We start from the raw sequence: 18,339 nt of genomic DNA on the forward strand, positions 1-18,339 counted from the left end.
GCACATTGCTTGATACGGGTATTCTTCAGTCTCTTGATTTTACTTTTTTCACCATCTTCAACTGCCCGACGCTGTCCCAGATTTTACTCCTGAGTAACTTCCAGGGCCCCCGGCAATCGGGGTCTGGTACTACATCAGGTGTGGTTATCAGGACGCAGCCCGGGGCAACGAGCATGACTCTGAACTTTTCGGTAAACACTATCAACGGGAGTACATCGACGCAGCGCACAGTTGCACTCGGCGGGTTGCAGGCAAACACAAACTATTTGTTGGCTGCACGCTTTAAATCAGGCCAGAAAATGGATTTCAAAATCCTGAACAAGGTGCTGTCGGCAGAGAAAACGACAGACATGGGCGATCCGGCAGACCTGGGGGCAAAATTGCGGATCGGCGGCAGTTACCAGCCTGACCTGACAAACGCCGGGATTCACAGAATGTCTGCGTTACATAATGTCGCGTTGACCGATGATGAGATTACAAAAGCAGGAGTACAGTGGACTGCTTGGGCGAACGCCGTGGGCGTTGTACTGTAGCCCACCCCGGAATTTACCGGGGGGGTACGAGTAACTAACCTACCAGTTTTTGGAGAGCAGTGAGTCGATCTGTTACCAGTGAGGAAATTCGCGCAGGTCCCGCGTCAGCGTTGAGGTGGATACGGGACGGATTTGTATCCCCCTCGGTTAACAAAAAACTGGTGCTGTTGAATTTCGTCCAGCCGCAATCCGCGTTCAGATCAATCAGTGGGAAACCGTATCGCAACGCCACGGCGCGGATCGCCGCCGCATAGTCAGAAACCCTCCCATATCCGTTTGTTTCGCCGTCAGCCCATGCTGCTGACCGTGGCGAATCATAGTCGCCATTGAACGGCGTGGCCCACAGGATAGGTTTTGTTGGAGCTCGCGCACGCAGCTTCTGAGCGATGATGTTCAGCGCGCCGTAAACGGTGGTGTTGACTGTATCGGAGATATTCCCAATCGGAATATTTTGCGCAAAGTCATTTGTCCCCCACGGCCCGCAAATCCACGCCGCTGCCGATGTATCAAGGGCATTAATTCGCACATCATCGCACATGCTGATTTGCGTTGATGAGCTGTCCGGCTTGGCAATTTTCGAACCGCCAACGCCGTGGTTCAGGAAAGAACAACCAAGCTCACTTGCAACCAGTGGCTGCCATTTGTTATAGGCAACGTTGCTGTCACCCATGACATCGATTTTTTTTCCTGACCACGGGCTGACCGCACCGCCGCCAGGCACAACAACATATTTTTTGGCAATAATCGGGATGGCAATACGGGTGGTGATACCAATTTTAGCCGTGCCGGTCGGCGGGGTAAGTTCGTAATCGGTGTAGTCCACCGATTCTGTAGTACCGTTCCCTTCGGTGCCGATAACCGTCCCGGCGCTGTTCATATACACCGCGAGAGAAACTCCACTGCCGTTAACCCTTGCTGTGACTTTCCAGCGGTCTCCTGCTGTGTAATTAAAAATTGCACAGTCAAATGCAGCATTTACCACCACACTGCCATCAGCACGGTTTATATATGCTCCTGAGGTAATCGTGACGTCCTGTTTAATAAAATCATATACAAGAGAGTCCTCTATTGTCTGTACCCTGACATCCAGAGAATCGATCGATGCCAGAACTGTGGCCGTCTCAACGACAGCAAGTTTTTTAACAGCAATTTCCGCAGAGTTACGACCGGTTATACCGATCTGTGTTGTCCCGGCAGGAACGTTCAGACGATAATTTGTATACTGCTGCGGGGTTGCCGTTCCCCGCCCTTCAACACCCAATACCATCCCGGCGCTGTTCATGTACACGGCCAGAGCAGTCGCCGATCCTGTCACAAGGGCTGTCACCAGCCAGCCATCCCCGTCGGAATGCGGAATGATTGCGCAGTTCAGCGCAGAGTTATCAGTGATGGCCCCTGTAGTTGGGTTGATAAATTTCCCGACTTGCCAGGCAGCTGCATAAGCATAACCAACAGAGATAGCCCCCTGCAGCGCATCGACGCGTGATGTTAACCCCGAAATACCGGATGATATGACGGCTGACAGATAAGTTTTATCCGGCGTGGCGCGAACAAAATCAGGCTGAATAGCCCCCAACGCAGCAGCATAAGCACCGACCTTAAATATCCCTGCCGTAGTATTTTCAACCCGGATCCTGACGTAGGATGCGCCGGATGGAATGACATCTGTGATAACCGGCGTATTTATACCGGAGGCCAGAGCAAGCTGAGATTTAGACGAAATAACAGCGCCAGCGGTGGACATCCAGAAAATATGGAACTTAGCACCGGCATTCTGGAACCACGCCAGCACGGAAAAGGTTAACTTATCACCAACCCTTACAGGCAGGCGGGCAAGGTCATAATATTTATCTGCAGACCATACGCCGGAATACTGTGCCACTGGAGTCGGTAACGAAATATTGGCATCAGTAGTGCTGAAGGTGATCACTGCTCCGCGATACCAGTCCCACGCACCGAATTTAGGATCATTTGCTGAATATTCATTCAGAGCATCAAACAGAATGTTCGCCCCGCGTAGCGAAGAATAAGATGGCATTTTCCGCCCGGTAGGCTGCAGCGTACCGGCGTTATTGATCACTTCTACAGCTAACGCGTTGTCATCCGGGCTACGGTAATACGTGGTCGACCCCACCGGAATATTCGCGATATCCGCCTGCGCCGCTGCCAGCGTCTGGTATTGCTTACTGAGCGGGATCAGGTTTTGCCTGACCTCATCGTTTTTCGCCATCATCTGGCGCCAGGTATCGAGTGGTTCACCGCCGCGGTCGTCAACCGTTCCGGCCGGACCGTTAACCAGCTCGTCAGCGCGCTTAACGTTGTCCATGAATATTTCCGGCGTCGTCGTGCCCAGTGGCGGGTTAAGTTCGGCCATGTTTTTTGCTCCAAAAAAGGCGTTCGCCCAAACGAGGGTTTGAGCGAAAGAGCGGAGCTTTTTACAATCAGCTATTTCAAAGGGTTACAACATGCTGATTGGCTATGCACGCGTCTCTACAGGGGATCAAAACCTCGATTTACAGAAAAATGCGCTGATCCGCGCAGAATGTGAGCTGGTTTTTGAAGACACGGCCAGTGGGAAGAATGCCAGGCGGCCAGGGCTAAAACGCGCGATGCGGCGACTCCGAGCGGGGGACGTGCTGGTGGTGTGGAAGCTGGACAGGCTGGGCCGCAGCGTGCGCGATCTGATTACGCTCGTGTCGGAGCTGCAGGCTCGCGGGGTAAATTTCCGCAGTCTGACCGACAGCATCGATACCAGTACGCCAGCAGGCCGTTTTTTCTTCCACGTCATGAGCGCCCTGGCGGAAATGGAGCGCGAGCTGATCGTCGAACGTACCCGAGCCGGTTTAGCCGCTGCGAGGGAGCAGGGGAGAGTCGGCGGCCGCCGCCGGGTAATGACTGAAGTAGTGGTGGAGCGGTGCCGCAGAATGCTGGAGAACGGCGCTACCCGTCAACAGATCGCAGATGTGATAGGGGTGAGGGTGAAGACGATCTACAAATACTTTCCTGCTGCCGTCCGCGATCAAGGATTCCTGCCCTTCCCGTGATATGTAACATTTGAGATAATAAGTACTTTCAGTTTTGAAAACAGTTTGGTTTGTTCGTGAACGGTAAGAAAACAATAAGTTTTGAACAATTTTTAACTATTAACAGCAATCTTGTTTCCATCTCAGATACATGGGCAGACTTGTGGGCGTTAATTTTTCACACAGGTTTAAGCGCTGGAAGGCTGCTGAGTATTCGATATGATGATATTGATGATGGCTTGATACTGATACGAAAACAGGGTCACCTGAAGGAGCTACGTGTTGAATCAACCCCTCCAGTGGAGGGGATCATTGCTCGTAGAAGAGAACGCTATCCAGAAGATGTTTTTTTATTTCAGAGTCATTCTAACCGTGTGAAGTACCGACGCCGGCCGGTCACTATAATTGCTTTCAACGCCGCTTTACGTCGCGCCGCTAGATCATTACCAGACGTTAACGTAAGCAGTAGTAGCGCGAGAAACATACCGGACTAACCGCCTGTCCAGTCGCGTGTGGCCGATGTGACAGGCGTGGGGGTGAAGACTATTTACAAATATTTGCCGGTACAATACGGCGATAAAAAATCCCCCTGAGCAGGCACACTCAAGGGGAAAATACTACATAACATCATTGCTGTGTGCGTCTTTGCGCTAGTCTATCTTCCAGGAATATGCCTAAAGCTTCCAGATATTTCTGGTCCGAGCTGTTACATCATGGAGTAGGTGCCGATGTGATAGGTTAAGAGCGAAGATGATCTGTAAGTACCTTCCGACGTCGAGGAGCAAGGACCATGAATTTGGGTCTATACCATCCCAATTCATACATTCTTTCTAAGTCTATGAAATATTGAGCAGAGTATTCTGTTCGAAATGAACCATATGGAATAGCCAAAGGCTAAAATGCCCAGCGTAAAAACAACAATCAGCAAGTCCGTCTGTGACATCTTATATCCATTTTGCAGTAGCAGGTTTTGAGAAAAGATAGTTCATAGCTGGCACATAGACAACATAATCACTAAGTGAAACCAATATCAGGGGCTCAAAGGTGACTGGTTTCCCCCCTCTGTGCTCCTGATTGATAGTTGAAACCTCTATTGATCAGATTAGTGAATGAAACTACTGTATATAAAAACAGTATTTTGTGAGCGAGTTTATTATGCAGTTCTACACGCCCGTTGAGTTACGCCAGATCATGCTGCTCCCGTTGTACAGTGACCTTGTGCAGTGCGGCTTTCCTAGTCCAGCGCAGGATTATGTTGAGCAGCGTATCGACCTGAACGAGCTGCTGGTTAACCACCCCAGCGCGACGTATTTTGTCAAAGCTGCCGGTGATAGCATGAAAGATGCGGGCATTGGTGAGGGGGATCTTCTGGTCGTGGATAGTTCAAGGACCGCAGTCCATGGTGATATTGTCATTGCCGCTGTAGATGGGGAATTCACGGTTAAGAAGCTGCAGTTGCAACCGCGGGTTCAGCTTAACCCAATGAATAGCGCGTATTCCCCAATAGTCGTCGGTAGTGAGGATACTCTCGATGTGTTCGGCGTCGTAACTTACATCATCAAATCGGCTGGCTAAGATGTTTGCGCTTTGCGATGTGAACTCCTTTTACGCATCGTGTGAGACGGTGTTTCGTCCTGACCTGAAAGGGCGGCCAGTAGTCGTCCTTTCCAATAACGACGGGTGTGTGATTGCTCGTTCCGCTGAGGCGAAGCCCTTCGTCAAAATGGGGGAGCCGTACTTCAAACAAAAGGACATGTTTCGCCGGCACGGCATTATCGCGTTTAGTAGCAACTATGAGCTCTATGCCGATATGTCCAATCGTGTGATGACCACGCTGGAAGAGCTCTCTCCGCGCTGCGAAATTTACAGTATCGATGAGGCATTTTGCGATCTGACTGGAGTTCGTAACTGTCGCGACCTTACCGACTTCGGCAGGGAAATTCGCGAGACGGTTCTGCGCCGGACGCACCTCACGGTCGGCGTCGGCATAGCCCAGACTAAAACCCTGGCGAAGCTGGCCAATCACGCCGCGAAACAGTGGCAGCGGCAGACCGGAGGCGTGGTTGATTTGTCGAACCTGGAACGGCAGAGAAAGTTGATGTCTTTGCTGCCGGTGAATGAGGTTTGGGGAGTTGGGCGCCGTATCAGTAAAAAACTGGAGTCCATGGGGATAGACACGGTGCTTAAGTTAGCCGATACGGACATTCATTTTATCCGAAAACATTTTAACGTCGTGCTGGAAAGAACTGTGCGGGAACTGCGTGGTGAATCCTGCCTTGGGCTGGAAGAATTTGCGCCGGTAAAGCAGGAAATCGTTTGCAGCCGTTCGTTCGGCGGTCGTATCACGGAATACCATGAAATGAGGCAGGCTATATGTTCATACGCATCGCGCGCTGCGGAGAAACTCCGTGGTGAGCATCAGTATTGCAGATTTATTTCCGCTTTTGTCAAAACCAGCCCCTTTGCGCTGAATGAACCGTATTACGGAAACAGTGCATCGTTAAAATTGCTTACCCCAACCCAGGATAGCCGGGACATAATCACTGCGGCGACAAAATGCCTCGACGCAATCTGGCGAGACGGGCATCGCTATCAGAAAGCAGGCGTGATGCTTGGGGATTTCTACAGCCAGGGCGTAGCGCAGCTCAACCTCTTCGATGATAATGCACCACGAAAGAACAGTGAAAAGCTCATGGAAGTACTTGACCATCTCAATGCGAAAGACGGAAGAGGGACTCTATATTTTGCAGGGCAGGGGATCCAGACCGCCTGGCAGATGAAACGAGAAATGCTATCCCCGCGCTATACTACGAGGGTCTGTGACCTGCTCAAAGTTAGATGATTCGACTATTAACGGTAGTGGTCATGCTGCTACTACAGTCCGCTTAGAGCGAGGAGAAGACATTCGCAGTATGATGAAGTTATTACTTAAAACGTGGCGTATTAAACAACAGGAAGCAGATCAGCACAGCTAGCTTTATTTTATAGCTTTGATGATAGCTATCAGTCTGAATTTCCTACTCATGCATTAGTCGATTACAGCCATTATATGGCTGAACATTGGGTTGCCGACAAAAAACTTGACAAAACTTAACATGCTTGTAATCATGCATATGCCCATATAGCTCAAATTTGGTAGAGCGCCTTTAAATCTGGATCTATTGAGGTTTGAAGGAGGTTCCTGGTTCAATTCCAGGTATGGAAAAAATATTTTCTAAGTGTTTTTTCCATACTTGTGAGTCGTAAATTTCATCCTAAGGCGCGTTATGGATAGAGCCCAACAACTTATCGTGTTCCAATCCCAAACAAAGAACGTAAAAGAATTGGATCGCGCTTGGCGCATCGCTAAGATTAGTTTGAATCTTGCCTTAAAAAATGATCGAGATACCGAGGCAAGAATCCATACGAAAACTCTTTCGCTAATTTATTCTGCCTGGACTGAAGCGTTATTCTCAAAATTAATTCATACACCTTATGGTTTTGAATTAAGCGAAATAGAGGATATAAAAAAAATAAAAGGAATGGAAGCTAAATGGCGTAGATGCTTAAAACTAGCTAAGGCTAAAGTTTTATCAGCGCCAACATTCAATTCTGTTCAATTATCTTCTGCTGAGATTTATATTAAAAAATTAATCATTGACTATGTGAAAACACCAAGCACACTCAGGAATAGGATTGCTCATGGGCAATGGGTAGTCGCTTTTCAAGGTGATAGTGTAACAGATATAAGTTCTGACTTGACGCTAGCCATTGAAGAGTTAAATGTCGTCGCTCTAGATAATTTAAAAATGGGTTTTAAAGGGTTAGCTGATATTATAGAAGCTATGATTGAGTCACCAAACAATGCTTTTGTGAAAGACTATACTAAAGTTGAATCCGATTTAAAAAGTAACTTATCAAGACGTAGTGGATACACATTGGTAGGGCATATTCAGAGTTTAAAAGAGAAATATGCTTATCGACTTTTAAAACCGACACGGCTAGCAAATTGTATTTGTGCTATTCAAGATGATGGCTAATTTTATTTTTTAATGTAGCGTGCTTTGTATTGTGATGGCTCTTATATTTAGAGCCATTCTATTCAATTCCTTATATAGCCAAATCCCTAAACCCACCTCCTATCTCACAATTCCCTAACCCTAACCCTAACCCTAACCCTAACCCTAACCCTAACCTTACTAGATTTTTCTTTCGCAATACGTAGATGTTCATTACGCCAGATGACAAGAATTAAATTTTTTAAACAATTTATATAAGCAGTTTGACTTCTTGCGCAGCGAATTACTGTGGCACGAAATTATATTTCTCATTTGAGGAAAATACTGTGTTTAAATTAAATCCTGTGTTACTTAGCTTTGTAGCAGCGCAAGGTTCGATGTCCCCTATCTCATTGTCAAGACTGAAACCGGTTATTCCTGATTATGACTGGAGCATATTCGGAGCCAGGACCAATAGCATGAGTGGTATCACGAAAAATGTTTTACTTATTGGTGTTAGCAACGTCCGGTTTTGGCACATTGCGGACATTACGTATTTATTGGGGGCTCGATAGCCTCAATTAATTCTGGCCCCTGATTTTTCACATTACCCACGGCACGCGTCACGGCGTGCCAGATAAACTTGTCGGCGGGCGCTGCTCCGTCGACTGCTATCTCTTCGGCTTCCTTTCCGCCTATATCCTGGCGCATCCATTCGCGTGCTGCTTCCGGCGTCAGAACCAGCGGCCGGCGGTCGTGAATATCGACCAACCCCTGATCGGCCGCAGCGGTCACTATCAAAAACCCTTCGGCTTCGTCGCCGCGCTCAAAAGGCACGCTGCCGATCGCTGCCATGAATATTGGCTGGCCATCAGCACGATGAATGAAATAGGGCTGCTTCTTGTCACCTTCCTTTTTCCATTCAAACCATCCATCAGAGCAACAGATGGCTCGACCGTGCTGCCAAAGCGGTTTAAACATCCTGCTGGTGGCTGCGGTCTCCACCCGGGCATTAATCAGCGGTGGTTTATCCCACCACCCTGGTGCGTAACCCCAGTGAACGGGATCGAGATGCAGTTGCTCATCACGTTCGCTCAGGAGCAAAACTTTAGTCCCAGGTGCCACGTTGTAACGCCCAATTGGCTCAGGGTCGTATGCGATGTCGCGCTCTGCTTCATCCGCCAGGTATGCCAAATATTCTTCACGGGTTTGTGATTGAGCAAAGCGTCCGCACATGGTTGCCTCCAGTCTTCAGACTGAAAGTATAGACGTTGCTAGTGATGGCCAACTGATGGGTTTTCCTAGGGAAGGCCGTTATCATGAAAGAGTGGTGCGCACCGAAAATTACATGATTAACGCAGGAGATGATGTCATGGGAGGATATTGTCGTAAACATGCACTTTTTCTTTCTGGAAAGCTGCTCGCAAAAGAGGGGCATAGAAGGGGCATCGGATAAGAAAAAGGGGCAAAAAAGGGCATTAAATTCGTAGGCTTGCGTCGGTTGGCGTTGTTCGCATGGGGTAATAACTGACTGTAATACAATATAAAATTAATAAATTCAGGGGCTTGGAATTATTTGGGCAACTTATCGATGTTGTATTTTTCTTTTTTACTGATTTCTTGATTTTGCAGCATGTAATAGTGGCTCAATTCATAGTGTGGCATCAGAAGAGCACGCGTTCTGCCAGCCTGGACAACGTGGCGCTGGCGCGTAGCAATTAATGAGGTCTGACAGACAACCGTGGCGTGTATGGTACGGATTCAGGGGCGGAATGTCAGCATCTTTCCGGCACTTTCCGCTGCGGGCAGGCAGGCGGAGGCGGTGTAAGCGGAAATAAAAAGCCCGCCGGGCGGCGGGCTGTGGCGTTAACGCACCACCAGGACTGAGCACTCGGCGTGGCGGACCACCGCGGCGGCGTTGGAGCCCAGCAGATAGGTGGTGATATCTGGCCGGTGCGACGCGATGATCACCAGGTCGGCGGGTAGCGACTTGGCCAGCGCGAGGATCTTATCTTTTGGCGACCCTTCGGCGACGTGAAAATGCATCCGATCTTCCGGGATGGAAAATTGTTTGGCGATCTGTTTAAGCTGCGTTTCCGTTCCTTCGCGCAGCTCATCCATACCCGGCAGTTCAGCGGTGTAAGCCATTCCCAGTGAGGCATAATAGGGCAGGGAAGGGATCACGGAGAGGAAATGGACCTCGGCGTCGTCAATCCGTGCTTCCGATTCAACGTGACTGATAATGCGTTCAGTAAATTCTTTATCAGAGATATCGATAGGGACAAGAATCATTCTGCTCATAAAAACCTCCTGTTTAAGTATCCCCTCACATTGTACGGCATTAGAGCACGTTTTGTATCATGACCGTGGTCACACTTTGACATTAACGTGGCTTGCGTTCGGGGAATTTCCCTTTGATCACGCCGTCATAAAATCGTCCTTTTGACACCACCTGTAAAAAATCGCGGAAAATACGCGGTGGCACGCCGGTATATTGCAACGGCGGCTGGTGATAAAAATAGATTTCCAGTGTGGCGGAGGCGTCATCGTAGGCGACAGAGATAATTCGGGATGATTTTACCGGGTGATGATGCATGGTGGACGTCCTCGGGCAAGCACTGACTGAGCACGACTATATCACTAAATGGACGGCTATTTTAACCAGCGGGATATATTGTTTTGTTTTATCTACTGTACGGCGGGAGGAAGAAGCCCGCCGGAACCGGCGGGCTGGCGCATCAGAACTGGTAAACCAGGCCCAGGGCGACGATGTTGTCGGTAGAGATACCGTTGTCTTTGTAGAAGCTGTCGTTGTCATCCAGCAGGTTGATTTTGTAATCAACGTAGGTAGACATATTACGGTTGAAGTAATAGGTAGCGCCAACGTCCATATATTTGACCAGATCTTTATCGGCGTAGCGGCCGTTATTATAGAGATCTTTGCCTTTGGACTGCAGGTAGGAGATGGCCGGACGCAGGCCGAAGTCGAACTGATACTGCGCGGTGACTTCGAAGTTTTGCGTTTTATTGGCCACGCCGTCATTGCCGTACGGGGTCATATTGCGGGTTTCTGAGTACATGGTCGCCAGGTAGATATCGTTGACGTCGTACTTCAGGCCGGCGGTCCAGGCTTCGGCTTTATCGCCGCGGGCGTTGGTCTGGGTCATCTGATCGTTGGTACGGTCAGAAGAGGTGTAGGCCGCTGCCGCGCTGATGCCCATGCCGAAGTCATAAGAGGTGGAGAGACCGAAGCCATCGCCATTGTCGAAGCGAACATCGCTGTCGCTGCTGCGGTTATTGGTGCCGACGTTGATATCCTGCGCGTTCTGACCTTCGTTTTTACCCTGATACTGCAGGGCAAAGTTCAGACCCTCCACCAGGCCAAAGAAATCGCTGTTGCGGTAGGTCGCGACGCCGTTGGCGCGGCCTGCCATAAAGTTATCCGCATAGGTGTAGGAGTCGCCGCCGAACTCCGGCAGCATATCGGTCCAGCCTTCGACGTCGTACAGCACGCCGTAGTTACGACCGTAGTCGAAGGAGCCGTAATCACCCACTTTGATACCCGCGAATGCCAGACGGGTCCACGCCTGATCGCCGGCGCTTTCGGTATTGTTGGCCTGAACGTTGTATTCCCACTGGCCGTAACCGGTGAGCATATCGTTGATCTGGGTTTCGCCTTTAAAGCCGAAACGCAAATAAGTTTGATCGCCGTCTTTTTTCGAGTCGCTGGAGAAATAGTGCAGACCGTCTACCTTGCCATAGAGATCTAATTTATTTCCGTCTTTATTATAAATTTCCGCCGCATGGACGGCACCGGCGGCTAATAAAGCCGGAATAACGAGGGCCAGTACTTTTCTTTTCATGAAGAAATTCCTTTAACTGTTTTTATGTTTTAGCTTCCGGGAAGGAAGTGAACTCATGCTAAAGGAGCGGTCTGAGATATGGTAAGACTCAATTGTTACGATATAAGTAAAATCTAAAATAAATAATACCAAAGAAATGGTGATAATTATGTTGAATATATCCGTGGATAATATACAAAATAAAAATTATACATGCCCAGGATAATCACGTATTATTCGCGCGTTATATGCCTTTATTGTCATGCCAATTATTTATTGTTGCCGTCTCATTCTGCGGAATGATTTTGTTTATCGGTAAAACGACAAGCCCGAACAACATGTTCGGGCTTTTTTTATGGCTGCAGGATGGAAAATAACCTTAGCCTTCGCTCGGTGATTTCTCCGCTTTGCCGGCCAGCTGGGCGAGGAAGTCATACCGTTTCTGCAGATCGGCGGCGGCGTCTTTCCACAACTGCTCCGCCACCTCCGGCTGCTGGGCGTTCAGGCGACGGAAGCGTTGCTCGTTTAGCAGCGTCTCGGCCAGCGCGTCGGACGGCGGACGAGAATCCAGCACCAGCGGCAGTTTGCCTTCGTCGGCGCGACGCGGGTCGAAGCGGTAGAGCGGCCAGAATCCAGTGGCGGTCAGCTGACGCATCTGATCGTGGCTGAGCGCCAGATCGTAGCCGTGCTCTTCGCAAGGACTGTAGGCGATGATCAGCGACGGTCCCGGATAGGCTTCCGCTTCCTGAATCGCTTTCACCGTCTGGTTCAGCTGCGCGCCCAGCGAAATCTGCGCCACATAGACATGACCGTACATCATCATGCTGACGCCCAGATCTTTGCGCGCCTTGCGTTTACCGTGTTCGCCAAACTTGGTGACTGCCCCCAGCGGGGTGGCTTTTGACGCCTGGCCGCCGGTGTTGGAGTAGCACTGGGTATCCAGCACCAGAATGTTGACGTTTTCCGTCAGGCTCAGCACATGATCCAGACCGCCGAAGCCAATATCGTAGGCCCAGCCGTCGCCACCGATCAGCCAGACGGATTTCTCCACCAGCGCGTCAGCATCGGTCAGCAGCTCTTCAGCGCCGTCCACGCCGGCCAGCGCCTGGCGCAGGGCCGCCACCTGTTCGCGGCGTACTTCCGGCGTCGCCTCGGCATGTAACGCCGCGTTCAACTCTGCCGGCAGTTTGTCGGCAAATTCGCTTAGCAGGCGCAACACGCGCTGACGGTGCTGGTCGACGGTTAAGCGGAAGCCGAGCCCGAATTCAGCGTTATCCTCAAACAGCGAGTTGGCCCATGCCGGGCCGCGGCCGTTGGCGTCGGTCGTATACGGCGTCGAGGGCAGGTTGCCGCCGTAAATGGAGGAGCAGCCGGTAGCATTGGCAATCAACATCCGATCGCCATACAGCTGGGTCAGCAGTTTGATATACGGCGTTTCGCCACAGCCGGAGCAGGCGCCGGAGTATTCAAACAGCGGGCTGATCAGCTGCGAGGTGCGAATATCAATCCGCTCCAGTTTTGTGCGGTCGATTTCCGGCAGGTTGAGGAAGTAATCGTAATTGACCTTCTCCTCTTCCACATGCTCCAGGCGCGACATCATATTGATGGCCTTGATCTCCGGGTTCTGGCGATCTTTCGCCGGGCACACTTCAACGCACAGGTTGCAGCCAGTGCAGTCTTCCGGGGCGACCTGCAGAACGTATTTTTGTCCGCGCATATCGCGGGATTTGACGTCCAGCGAGTGCAGACTGGCAGGGGCGTTCTCCATCTCTTCCGGCGCGACCACTTTGGCGCGGATCGCCGAGTGCGGGCAGGCGGCGACGCAGTGGTTGCACTGCGTACACAGCGCTTCCTTCCAGATGGGGATCTCTTCGGCGATATTGCGTTTCTCCCAGCGCGTGGTGCCCATGGGCCAGGTGCCGTCCGGCGGCAGGGCGGAGACCGGCAGCGCATCGCCGAGGCCGGCCAGCATCGCGGCGGTGACCGTTTTGACGAAATCCGGCGCAGCGTCGGAGACCACCGGCGGGCGGTTCGGACTGCTGGCGTTCACTGGCTGGAGCGGCACTTCCGCCAGCGATTCCCGGGCCAGGGCCAGCGCCTGCCAGTTGCGTTCCACCAGCTCCTGGCCTTTGCTGCTGTAGCTTTTGGCGATGGCTGCCTGCAGTTCCGCCAGCGCGCTGTCGCCCGGCAGGATGCGGGTGAGATGGAAGAACGCCATCTGCATCACGGTATTAATGCGCGCGCCGAGGCTGCACTCGCGGGCGATTTTCGCCGCGTTGACCACGTAAAAACGCGCTTTTTTCTGATTCAGGGTGGCCTGGACTTCCTGCGGCAGGCGAGACCAGACCTCATCGGCGCCGTACGGCGTGTTAAGCAGGAAAATACCGCCGGGCTTCAGCCGCTCGGCCATCTGGTATTTATCGATAAACTGTAGCTGGTGGCAGCCGACGAAATCAGCCTGCGAAATCAGATACGATGAACGAATCGGTTTTTCGCTCACGCGCAGATGCGAGACGGTGAGGCCGCCCGCTTTCTTCGAGTCATAGACAAAATAGCCCTGTGAGAACCACGGGGTCGAGTTGCCGATGATTTTGATGTTGTTTTTGGTGGCTGACACGCTGCCATCGCTGCCGAGACCGTAGAACAGGGCCTCGAGCTTGGCCTCTGCTGGCAGGGTATTTTCTCCCAGCGGCAGCGACAGATTGGTCACGTCATCATAGATACCGACGGTAAAGCGTGGCTTCGGCTGAGCGGACTGCAGTTCACTAAATACCGCCAGCACGCATTCCGGGCCGAACTCCTTGGAGGAGAGGCCATAGCGGCCGCCGATGGTGCGCGGCAGCGTCTCGCGCTCGCCGCGGTTAAAGGCTTCCGCCAGGGCGGTCATCACATCGAGATACAGCGGCTCGGCAAGCGCGCCAGGCTCTTTGGTGCGATCGAGCACCGCTACCGCCCGGGCGCTCTCCGGCAACGCTGCCAGCAGGTGGGCGGCGGAGAACGGGCGATAGAGGCGCACTTTCAGCACGCCGACTTTCTCGCCGCGGCTCAGCAGTTCATCAACCACCTCTTCGCAGGTACCGATGGCCGAACCCATAATGACGATCACGCGCTCTGCCTGCGGGTGGCCGTAAAACTCAAACGGTTTGTACTGACGGCCGGTGGCGGCGGCGAAGTCGTTCATCGCCGTCTCAACATGGTCATAGACCGCGTCGTACCACGGATTGGTGGCCTCCCGGGACTGGAAGTACGTGTCGGGGTTGGCCGAGGTTCCGCGGATCACCGGGTGTTCCGGATTGAGCGCGCGCTGGCGATGCTCGGCGATTTTATCCTGCGGTAGCAGGGCGCGAATGATGTCATCCGCCAGCGGGGCGATTTTGTTGATTTCGTGCGAAGTGCGGAAACCATCAAAGAAATGAATAAACGGCACCCGGCTTTGCAGGGTGGCGATATGCGAGATCAGCGCAAAATCCTGCGCCTCCTGGACGCTACTGGCGCACAGCATGGCGCAACCGGTCTGACGCACGGCCATCACATCGGAATGATCGCCGAAGATCGATAGCGCGTGGGTGGCGACGGTGCGGGCGGCGACGTGCAGCACAAACGGCATCAGCTGGCCGGCCAGTTTGTACAGCGTGGGGATCATCAGCAGCAGACCCTGCGATGAGGTAAAGGAGGTGGAGAGGGCGCCGGTCTGCAGCGCGCCATGTACGGCGCCAATGGCGCCTGCCTCCGACTGCATTTCGACCACGCGGGGAACATCGCCCCAGACGTTTTTCAGCCCATTGCCGGCCCAGGCGTCGGCCTGTTCCGCCATCGTTGAACTGGGCGTGATCGGGTAGATGGCGATAACTTCACTGGTGCGAAACGCGACGGAAGCGACCGCGCCATTACCATCAATCGTAATCATATGAAGACACCCTTACATTGCGCAAAAGAATGGACACGTGAAACCGCGACGCGCCCTGTAATTATATAAGGGGTAGTTTAGCAAACCGTTGGCGCGGCCATTTTTGCATTTGTGTCCTCAATGCGCCGGCCACCCGTGACCAGATCAATATTTTGCATGGTTCGCGGAGAAAATGGCTTCCTGCCGAGTATCGAATCACGTGCGCCCGGCGTCCAGGCCGGAGCAGATCAAGCTTTCGGCGAAAATTTGCTAGAAAATGTTAATGAGGCGCATAAATACGTACTTCCCCCCTCGACGCCGCCCGCCACGCTGCCTATTATTCTGGGGTTTGCTTTTTTAAGACGTTTCCGAGGGGAGAGAGAATGCGAGCTGCGATATTAGTAGGTTGTGCGGCGCTGTTGCTGTCGGCGTGCAGTAGTGAACCCGTTCAGCAGGCCACGGCGGCGCACGTCACGCCAGGCATGCGGGCGGCGATGAGCGACGCCGGTCAGGCCAACTGCGCCATGGTAGGCGGCTCGTTATCGGTGGCTCGTCAGCTCGATGGTTCGGCGATTGGCATGTGCGCGCTGCCGAACGGCAAACGCTGCAGCGAGCAGGCGCTGGCGGGCGGCAGCTGCGGCTACTAACGGCGGCCCCGTCGCGGGGCAGCGTCAGCGGCACCTCAAGGCCGGCTAATGCATCAGGTCGGCGAGCTTATAGACCAGCGTCTGGTCGGCGGTCGCCAGCGTCAACTGGTTTTCCGTCAGATCGACCTGCGCGCCTTCGCGCAACATCTTGCCGATCGTCGCGTCAAGGGTATTAAGCTGGGCATCGTGGCACAGCATCCGGGTCATCGCCAGCGACTTCACCTTCAGCTCGCCGTCCGACACCTTGCCTTCCCCGCTAAAACCGTTGCACATATTGCCCGAAACATACATCTTGCCCGTAATAGCCATCTTCTCGCCGAAGCTCAGCTCCAGCGGCCGGTCGCCGGCGTTGACCGCCTGGCCGTTGACGCTGGTCAGCACGAAGCGATGATGCTGCAGCTGTTCCGCGCCGGTGGACACCTTACTGTTATAGACACAGCCGGACAACAGCATACCTGCCGCCAGTAGCGCCGCCAATTTGTTCATTTTCACTCCAAAACATTCACATTTCTAATAAAACCAAGCCAGTGTAACGGTATCGCAGCGGGGATCTGTGGGGATTATCTGAATGTGCTCCCCCCGGGAGAGGAGCACAAAAGGGAAAGGAATCAGACGATGGCGTTCGGGCAGGTTTCGCCGTTGGCGACCTGCTGCAGGTTGCCCAGGGTGGTCTCCGAAATGCTGATCAGCGCCTCAGCGGTGAGGAACGCCTGGTGGCCGGTGAACAGCACGTTGTGACAGGCGGAGAGGCGGCGGAAAACGTCGTCCTGGATCACATCGTTGGATTTGTCTTCAAAGAACAGATCGCGTTCGTTCTCATAAACATCCAGCCCCAGCGCGCCAATTTTCTGGTGCTTCAGGGCGTCGATGGCCGCCTGGGAGTCGATCAGCGCGCCGCGGCTGGTGTTAATCACCATCACCCCGTCCTTCATCTGGTCAAACGCCTCGCGATTGAGCAGATGGTAGTTTTCGTCGGTCAGCGGGCAGTGCAGGGAGATCACGTCCGACTCCTTGTACAGTGTAGCGAGGTCGACATATTCCACCCCCAGCTCCAGCGCGGCGGCGCTTGGGTACGGGTCGAACGCCAGCAGGCGCATGCCGAAACCTTTGAGGATCCGCAGCATCGCCACGCCAATTTTCCCGGTGCCGATCACCCCGGCGGTTTTACCGTACATGGTGAAACCGGTGAGGCCTTCGAGGGAGAAGTTGGCATCACGGGTACGCTGATAGGCGCGGTGGATGCGACGGTTGAGCGACATCATCATACCGATCGCATGCTCAGCGACGGCTTCCGGCGAGTACGCCGGGACGCGGACCACGCGCAGGCCAAGCTCCTTTGCCGCCTCGAGGTCGACGTTGTTAAATCCGGCGCAGCGCAGAGCGATATACTTCACGCCGTGGGCCTTCAGCTCTTCCAGCACCGGGCGGCTGCCGTCGTCATTGACGAAGATACACACCGCTTCGCAACCGTTGGCGGTTTTGGCGGTCTTCGCTGTCAGCAGGAAGTCGAAGAATTCCAGTTCAAAGCCGTAGGTATCATTCACGTGCTGCAGGTACTTTTTATCGTACTGCTTCGTACTGTAAACCGCGATTTTCATAAGACTTTTCTCCAGTGATTATAACGTCACGGTAGCATATTTAAAATAATCGTACAATTATTAAAAAATAGTTTAAGTGTCAGGTGCTTATGCTAATTCTAGAGCATATCGCGGATTTGCGGAATCTCTTTGAAAGACAAAGTTTTTTCACCACAAACTGAGGCTTAAAGCGCCGGGGGAGAGCAGCAGAAACGGCCACAGCAGACCGGAGCTGACGTTAGCTAGCTGAAACGACCACAGCGGCAGGCCGCTGGCGCCGCTGACCAGGGGCAGGGTGGCGCGCAGGGGAGAGAGGAAGCGACTGAAAAAGACCGCCCACAGCCCGCGGCGCTGAAAAAAGAGTCGGCTGCGGGCCAGCCGCTCGGCGGTGAGCCAGCGTAACTGTGTGAGGCGGTGACGATAGCGAACGCCTAACCACCACGAGAGCCAGAATCCGCCGATGGCGCCGAGGCTGGCGCTGGACCACATTAACAGGAAATGACCGAGGCTGGCGGAAGCGAATGTCCCCAACAGCAGCAGACCGGAGGTGCCCGGGATCGCCAGCGACACCAGCGCGCAGGATTTAGTGAAGGTAAGCAGGAAAACCATTAGTAATACCAATGGATAGTGGCCCTGTGCGCTCTCAATGAGCGAGATAATTAACGACACGGTTTCTCCCGCAAGCCATTTCTGTCTGGCTGGAGTGTGGCAGGCGCTGCTTAAACAAAAGCTAAATGATGACGGCCGATCGCAGCGCCGCGAGTCCGGCTGGCAACTATGCTTTAACAGGTCGCAAACTTTCACTCACTGGTCGAACGTGTCACAATGGGCGCCATTCGGCTTTTACTTATGTT

16 protein-coding genes are annotated in these 18,339 nt (G+C 52.8%); 7 read left to right on the plus strand and 9 right to left on the minus strand.

Annotated features, from left to right (window positions below; all coding sequences use genetic code 11):
* Window positions 1-533, plus strand: a 533-nt coding sequence (locus tag HMPREF3142_RS20220; protein ID WP_228706483.1) for a TBP family protein, incomplete at its 5' end; no start/stop codon positions are given.
* 34 nt (window positions 534-567) lie between these two features.
* Here the strand turns inward: HMPREF3142_RS20220 and HMPREF3142_RS20225 are convergent.
* Window positions 568-2,907 (minus strand): SGNH/GDSL hydrolase family protein, encoded by a 2,340-nt coding sequence (locus HMPREF3142_RS20225; RefSeq protein WP_064182647.1) that lies wholly within the window; start codon window positions 2,905-2,907, stop codon window positions 568-570.
* A gap of 91 nt (window positions 2,908-2,998) precedes the next feature.
* On the opposite strand from HMPREF3142_RS20225, the gene HMPREF3142_RS20230 reads away from it, so the two are divergent.
* The 5 genes from HMPREF3142_RS20230 (at window position 2,999) to HMPREF3142_RS20245 (ending at window position 7,575) form a co-directional block, all read left to right on the plus strand.
* Entirely contained in the window at window positions 2,999-3,577 is a 579-nt protein-coding gene (locus HMPREF3142_RS20230) for a recombinase family protein (protein WP_064182669.1), read from the plus strand.
* A gap of 50 nt (window positions 3,578-3,627) precedes the next feature.
* Complete coding sequence (locus HMPREF3142_RS29975) at window positions 3,628-4,050, plus strand: site-specific integrase (RefSeq protein WP_032422722.1); 423 nt, start codon at window positions 3,628-3,630, stop codon at window positions 4,048-4,050.
* 661 nt (window positions 4,051-4,711) lie between these two features.
* Window positions 4,712-5,131 (plus strand): translesion error-prone DNA polymerase V autoproteolytic subunit, encoded by a 420-nt coding sequence (locus HMPREF3142_RS20235; protein ID WP_040219432.1) that lies wholly within the window; start codon window positions 4,712-4,714, stop codon window positions 5,129-5,131.
* A gap of 1 nt (window position 5,132) precedes the next feature.
* Complete coding sequence (locus HMPREF3142_RS20240) at window positions 5,133-6,398, plus strand: Y-family DNA polymerase (protein ID WP_070612484.1); 1,266 nt, start codon at window positions 5,133-5,135, stop codon at window positions 6,396-6,398.
* Between the two features lie 424 nt (window positions 6,399-6,822).
* On the plus strand, window positions 6,823-7,575 hold the full coding sequence (locus HMPREF3142_RS20245) for a hypothetical protein (protein ID WP_070612486.1): 753 nt from the start codon (window positions 6,823-6,825) through the stop codon (window positions 7,573-7,575).
* A 507-nt stretch (window positions 7,576-8,082) separates the two neighbouring features.
* Here the strand turns inward: HMPREF3142_RS20245 and HMPREF3142_RS20250 are convergent.
* From HMPREF3142_RS20250 to nifJ, 5 genes are all read right to left on the minus strand, one after another.
* Complete coding sequence (locus tag HMPREF3142_RS20250) at window positions 8,083-8,769, minus strand: SOS response-associated peptidase (RefSeq protein WP_070612488.1); 687 nt, start codon at window positions 8,767-8,769, stop codon at window positions 8,083-8,085.
* Window positions 8,770-9,399: 630 nt separating this feature from the next.
* Entirely contained in the window at window positions 9,400-9,834 is a 435-nt protein-coding gene (gene uspF, locus HMPREF3142_RS20255) for a universal stress protein UspF (protein ID WP_070612490.1), read from the minus strand.
* An 82-nt stretch (window positions 9,835-9,916) separates the two neighbouring features.
* A complete protein-coding gene (locus HMPREF3142_RS20260; protein WP_008805148.1) occupies window positions 9,917-10,129 on the minus strand; it encodes a KTSC domain-containing protein in 213 nt (70 codons plus the stop codon).
* Between the two features lie 142 nt (window positions 10,130-10,271).
* Complete coding sequence (gene ompK37, locus HMPREF3142_RS20265) at window positions 10,272-11,396, minus strand: porin OmpK37 (protein WP_070612492.1); 1,125 nt, start codon at window positions 11,394-11,396, stop codon at window positions 10,272-10,274.
* A 358-nt stretch (window positions 11,397-11,754) separates the two neighbouring features.
* Entirely contained in the window at window positions 11,755-15,282 is a 3,528-nt protein-coding gene (gene nifJ / locus HMPREF3142_RS20270) for a pyruvate:ferredoxin (flavodoxin) oxidoreductase (RefSeq protein ID WP_070612494.1), read from the minus strand.
* 362 nt (window positions 15,283-15,644) lie between these two features.
* On the opposite strand from nifJ, the gene HMPREF3142_RS20275 reads away from it, so the two are divergent.
* Complete coding sequence (locus tag HMPREF3142_RS20275) at window positions 15,645-15,908, plus strand: putative hemolysin (protein WP_070612496.1); 264 nt, start codon at window positions 15,645-15,647, stop codon at window positions 15,906-15,908.
* Between the two features lie 45 nt (window positions 15,909-15,953).
* On the opposite strand, the gene hslJ is transcribed toward HMPREF3142_RS20275, so the two are convergent.
* From hslJ to HMPREF3142_RS20290, 3 genes are all read right to left on the minus strand, one after another.
* The gene (gene hslJ / locus HMPREF3142_RS20280; RefSeq protein WP_008805144.1) at window positions 15,954-16,394 is read right to left on the minus strand and encodes a heat shock protein HslJ; all 441 of its coding nucleotides are present in this window, start codon (window positions 16,392-16,394) and stop codon (window positions 15,954-15,956) included.
* 122 nt (window positions 16,395-16,516) lie between these two features.
* Window positions 16,517-17,506, minus strand: a complete 990-nt coding sequence (locus HMPREF3142_RS20285) for a 2-hydroxyacid dehydrogenase (protein WP_008805143.1) — start codon at window positions 17,504-17,506, stop codon at window positions 16,517-16,519.
* A gap of 147 nt (window positions 17,507-17,653) precedes the next feature.
* Window positions 17,654-18,154: a DedA family protein gene (locus HMPREF3142_RS20290; RefSeq protein WP_004204015.1), complete on the minus strand. Its 501-nt coding sequence runs from the start codon at window positions 18,152-18,154 to the stop codon at window positions 17,654-17,656.
* Window positions 18,155-18,339: the final 185 nt, after the last annotated feature.

The sequence above is a fragment of the Klebsiella sp. HMSC16C06 genome, assembly GCF_001808325.1.
GTDB classification, from domain to species: Bacteria; Pseudomonadota; Gammaproteobacteria; order Enterobacterales; family Enterobacteriaceae; genus Klebsiella; species Klebsiella variicola.

Excerpts from the sequence above, each read along its gene's own strand:
- HMPREF3142_RS20225 (WP_064182647.1), bottom strand. The coding sequence starts at position 2,907 with ATGGCCGAACTTAACCCGCCACTGGGCACGACGACGCCGGAAATATTC.
- HMPREF3142_RS20230 (WP_064182669.1), top strand. The coding sequence starts at position 2,999 with ATGCTGATTGGCTATGCACGCGTCTCTACAGGGGATCAAAACCTCGAT.
- HMPREF3142_RS20235 (WP_040219432.1), top strand. The coding sequence starts at position 4,712 with ATGCAGTTCTACACGCCCGTTGAGTTACGCCAGATCATGCTGCTCCCG.
- HMPREF3142_RS20240 (WP_070612484.1), top strand. The coding sequence starts at position 5,133 with ATGTTTGCGCTTTGCGATGTGAACTCCTTTTACGCATCGTGTGAGACG.
- HMPREF3142_RS20245 (WP_070612486.1), top strand. The coding sequence starts at position 6,823 with ATGGATAGAGCCCAACAACTTATCGTGTTCCAATCCCAAACAAAGAAC.
- HMPREF3142_RS20250 (WP_070612488.1), bottom strand. The coding sequence starts at position 8,769 with ATGTGCGGACGCTTTGCTCAATCACAAACCCGTGAAGAATATTTGGCA.
- uspF (WP_070612490.1), bottom strand. The coding sequence starts at position 9,834 with ATGAGCAGAATGATTCTTGTCCCTATCGATATCTCTGATAAAGAATTT.
- HMPREF3142_RS20260 (WP_008805148.1), bottom strand. The coding sequence starts at position 10,129 with ATGCATCATCACCCGGTAAAATCATCCCGAATTATCTCTGTCGCCTAC.
- ompK37 (WP_070612492.1), bottom strand. The coding sequence starts at position 11,396 with ATGAAAAGAAAAGTACTGGCCCTCGTTATTCCGGCTTTATTAGCCGCC.
- nifJ (WP_070612494.1), bottom strand. The coding sequence starts at position 15,282 with ATGATTACGATTGATGGTAATGGCGCGGTCGCTTCCGTCGCGTTTCGC.
- HMPREF3142_RS20275 (WP_070612496.1), top strand. The coding sequence starts at position 15,645 with ATGCGAGCTGCGATATTAGTAGGTTGTGCGGCGCTGTTGCTGTCGGCG.
- hslJ (WP_008805144.1), bottom strand. The coding sequence starts at position 16,394 with ATGAACAAATTGGCGGCGCTACTGGCGGCAGGTATGCTGTTGTCCGGC.
- HMPREF3142_RS20285 (WP_008805143.1), bottom strand. The coding sequence starts at position 17,506 with ATGAAAATCGCGGTTTACAGTACGAAGCAGTACGATAAAAAGTACCTG.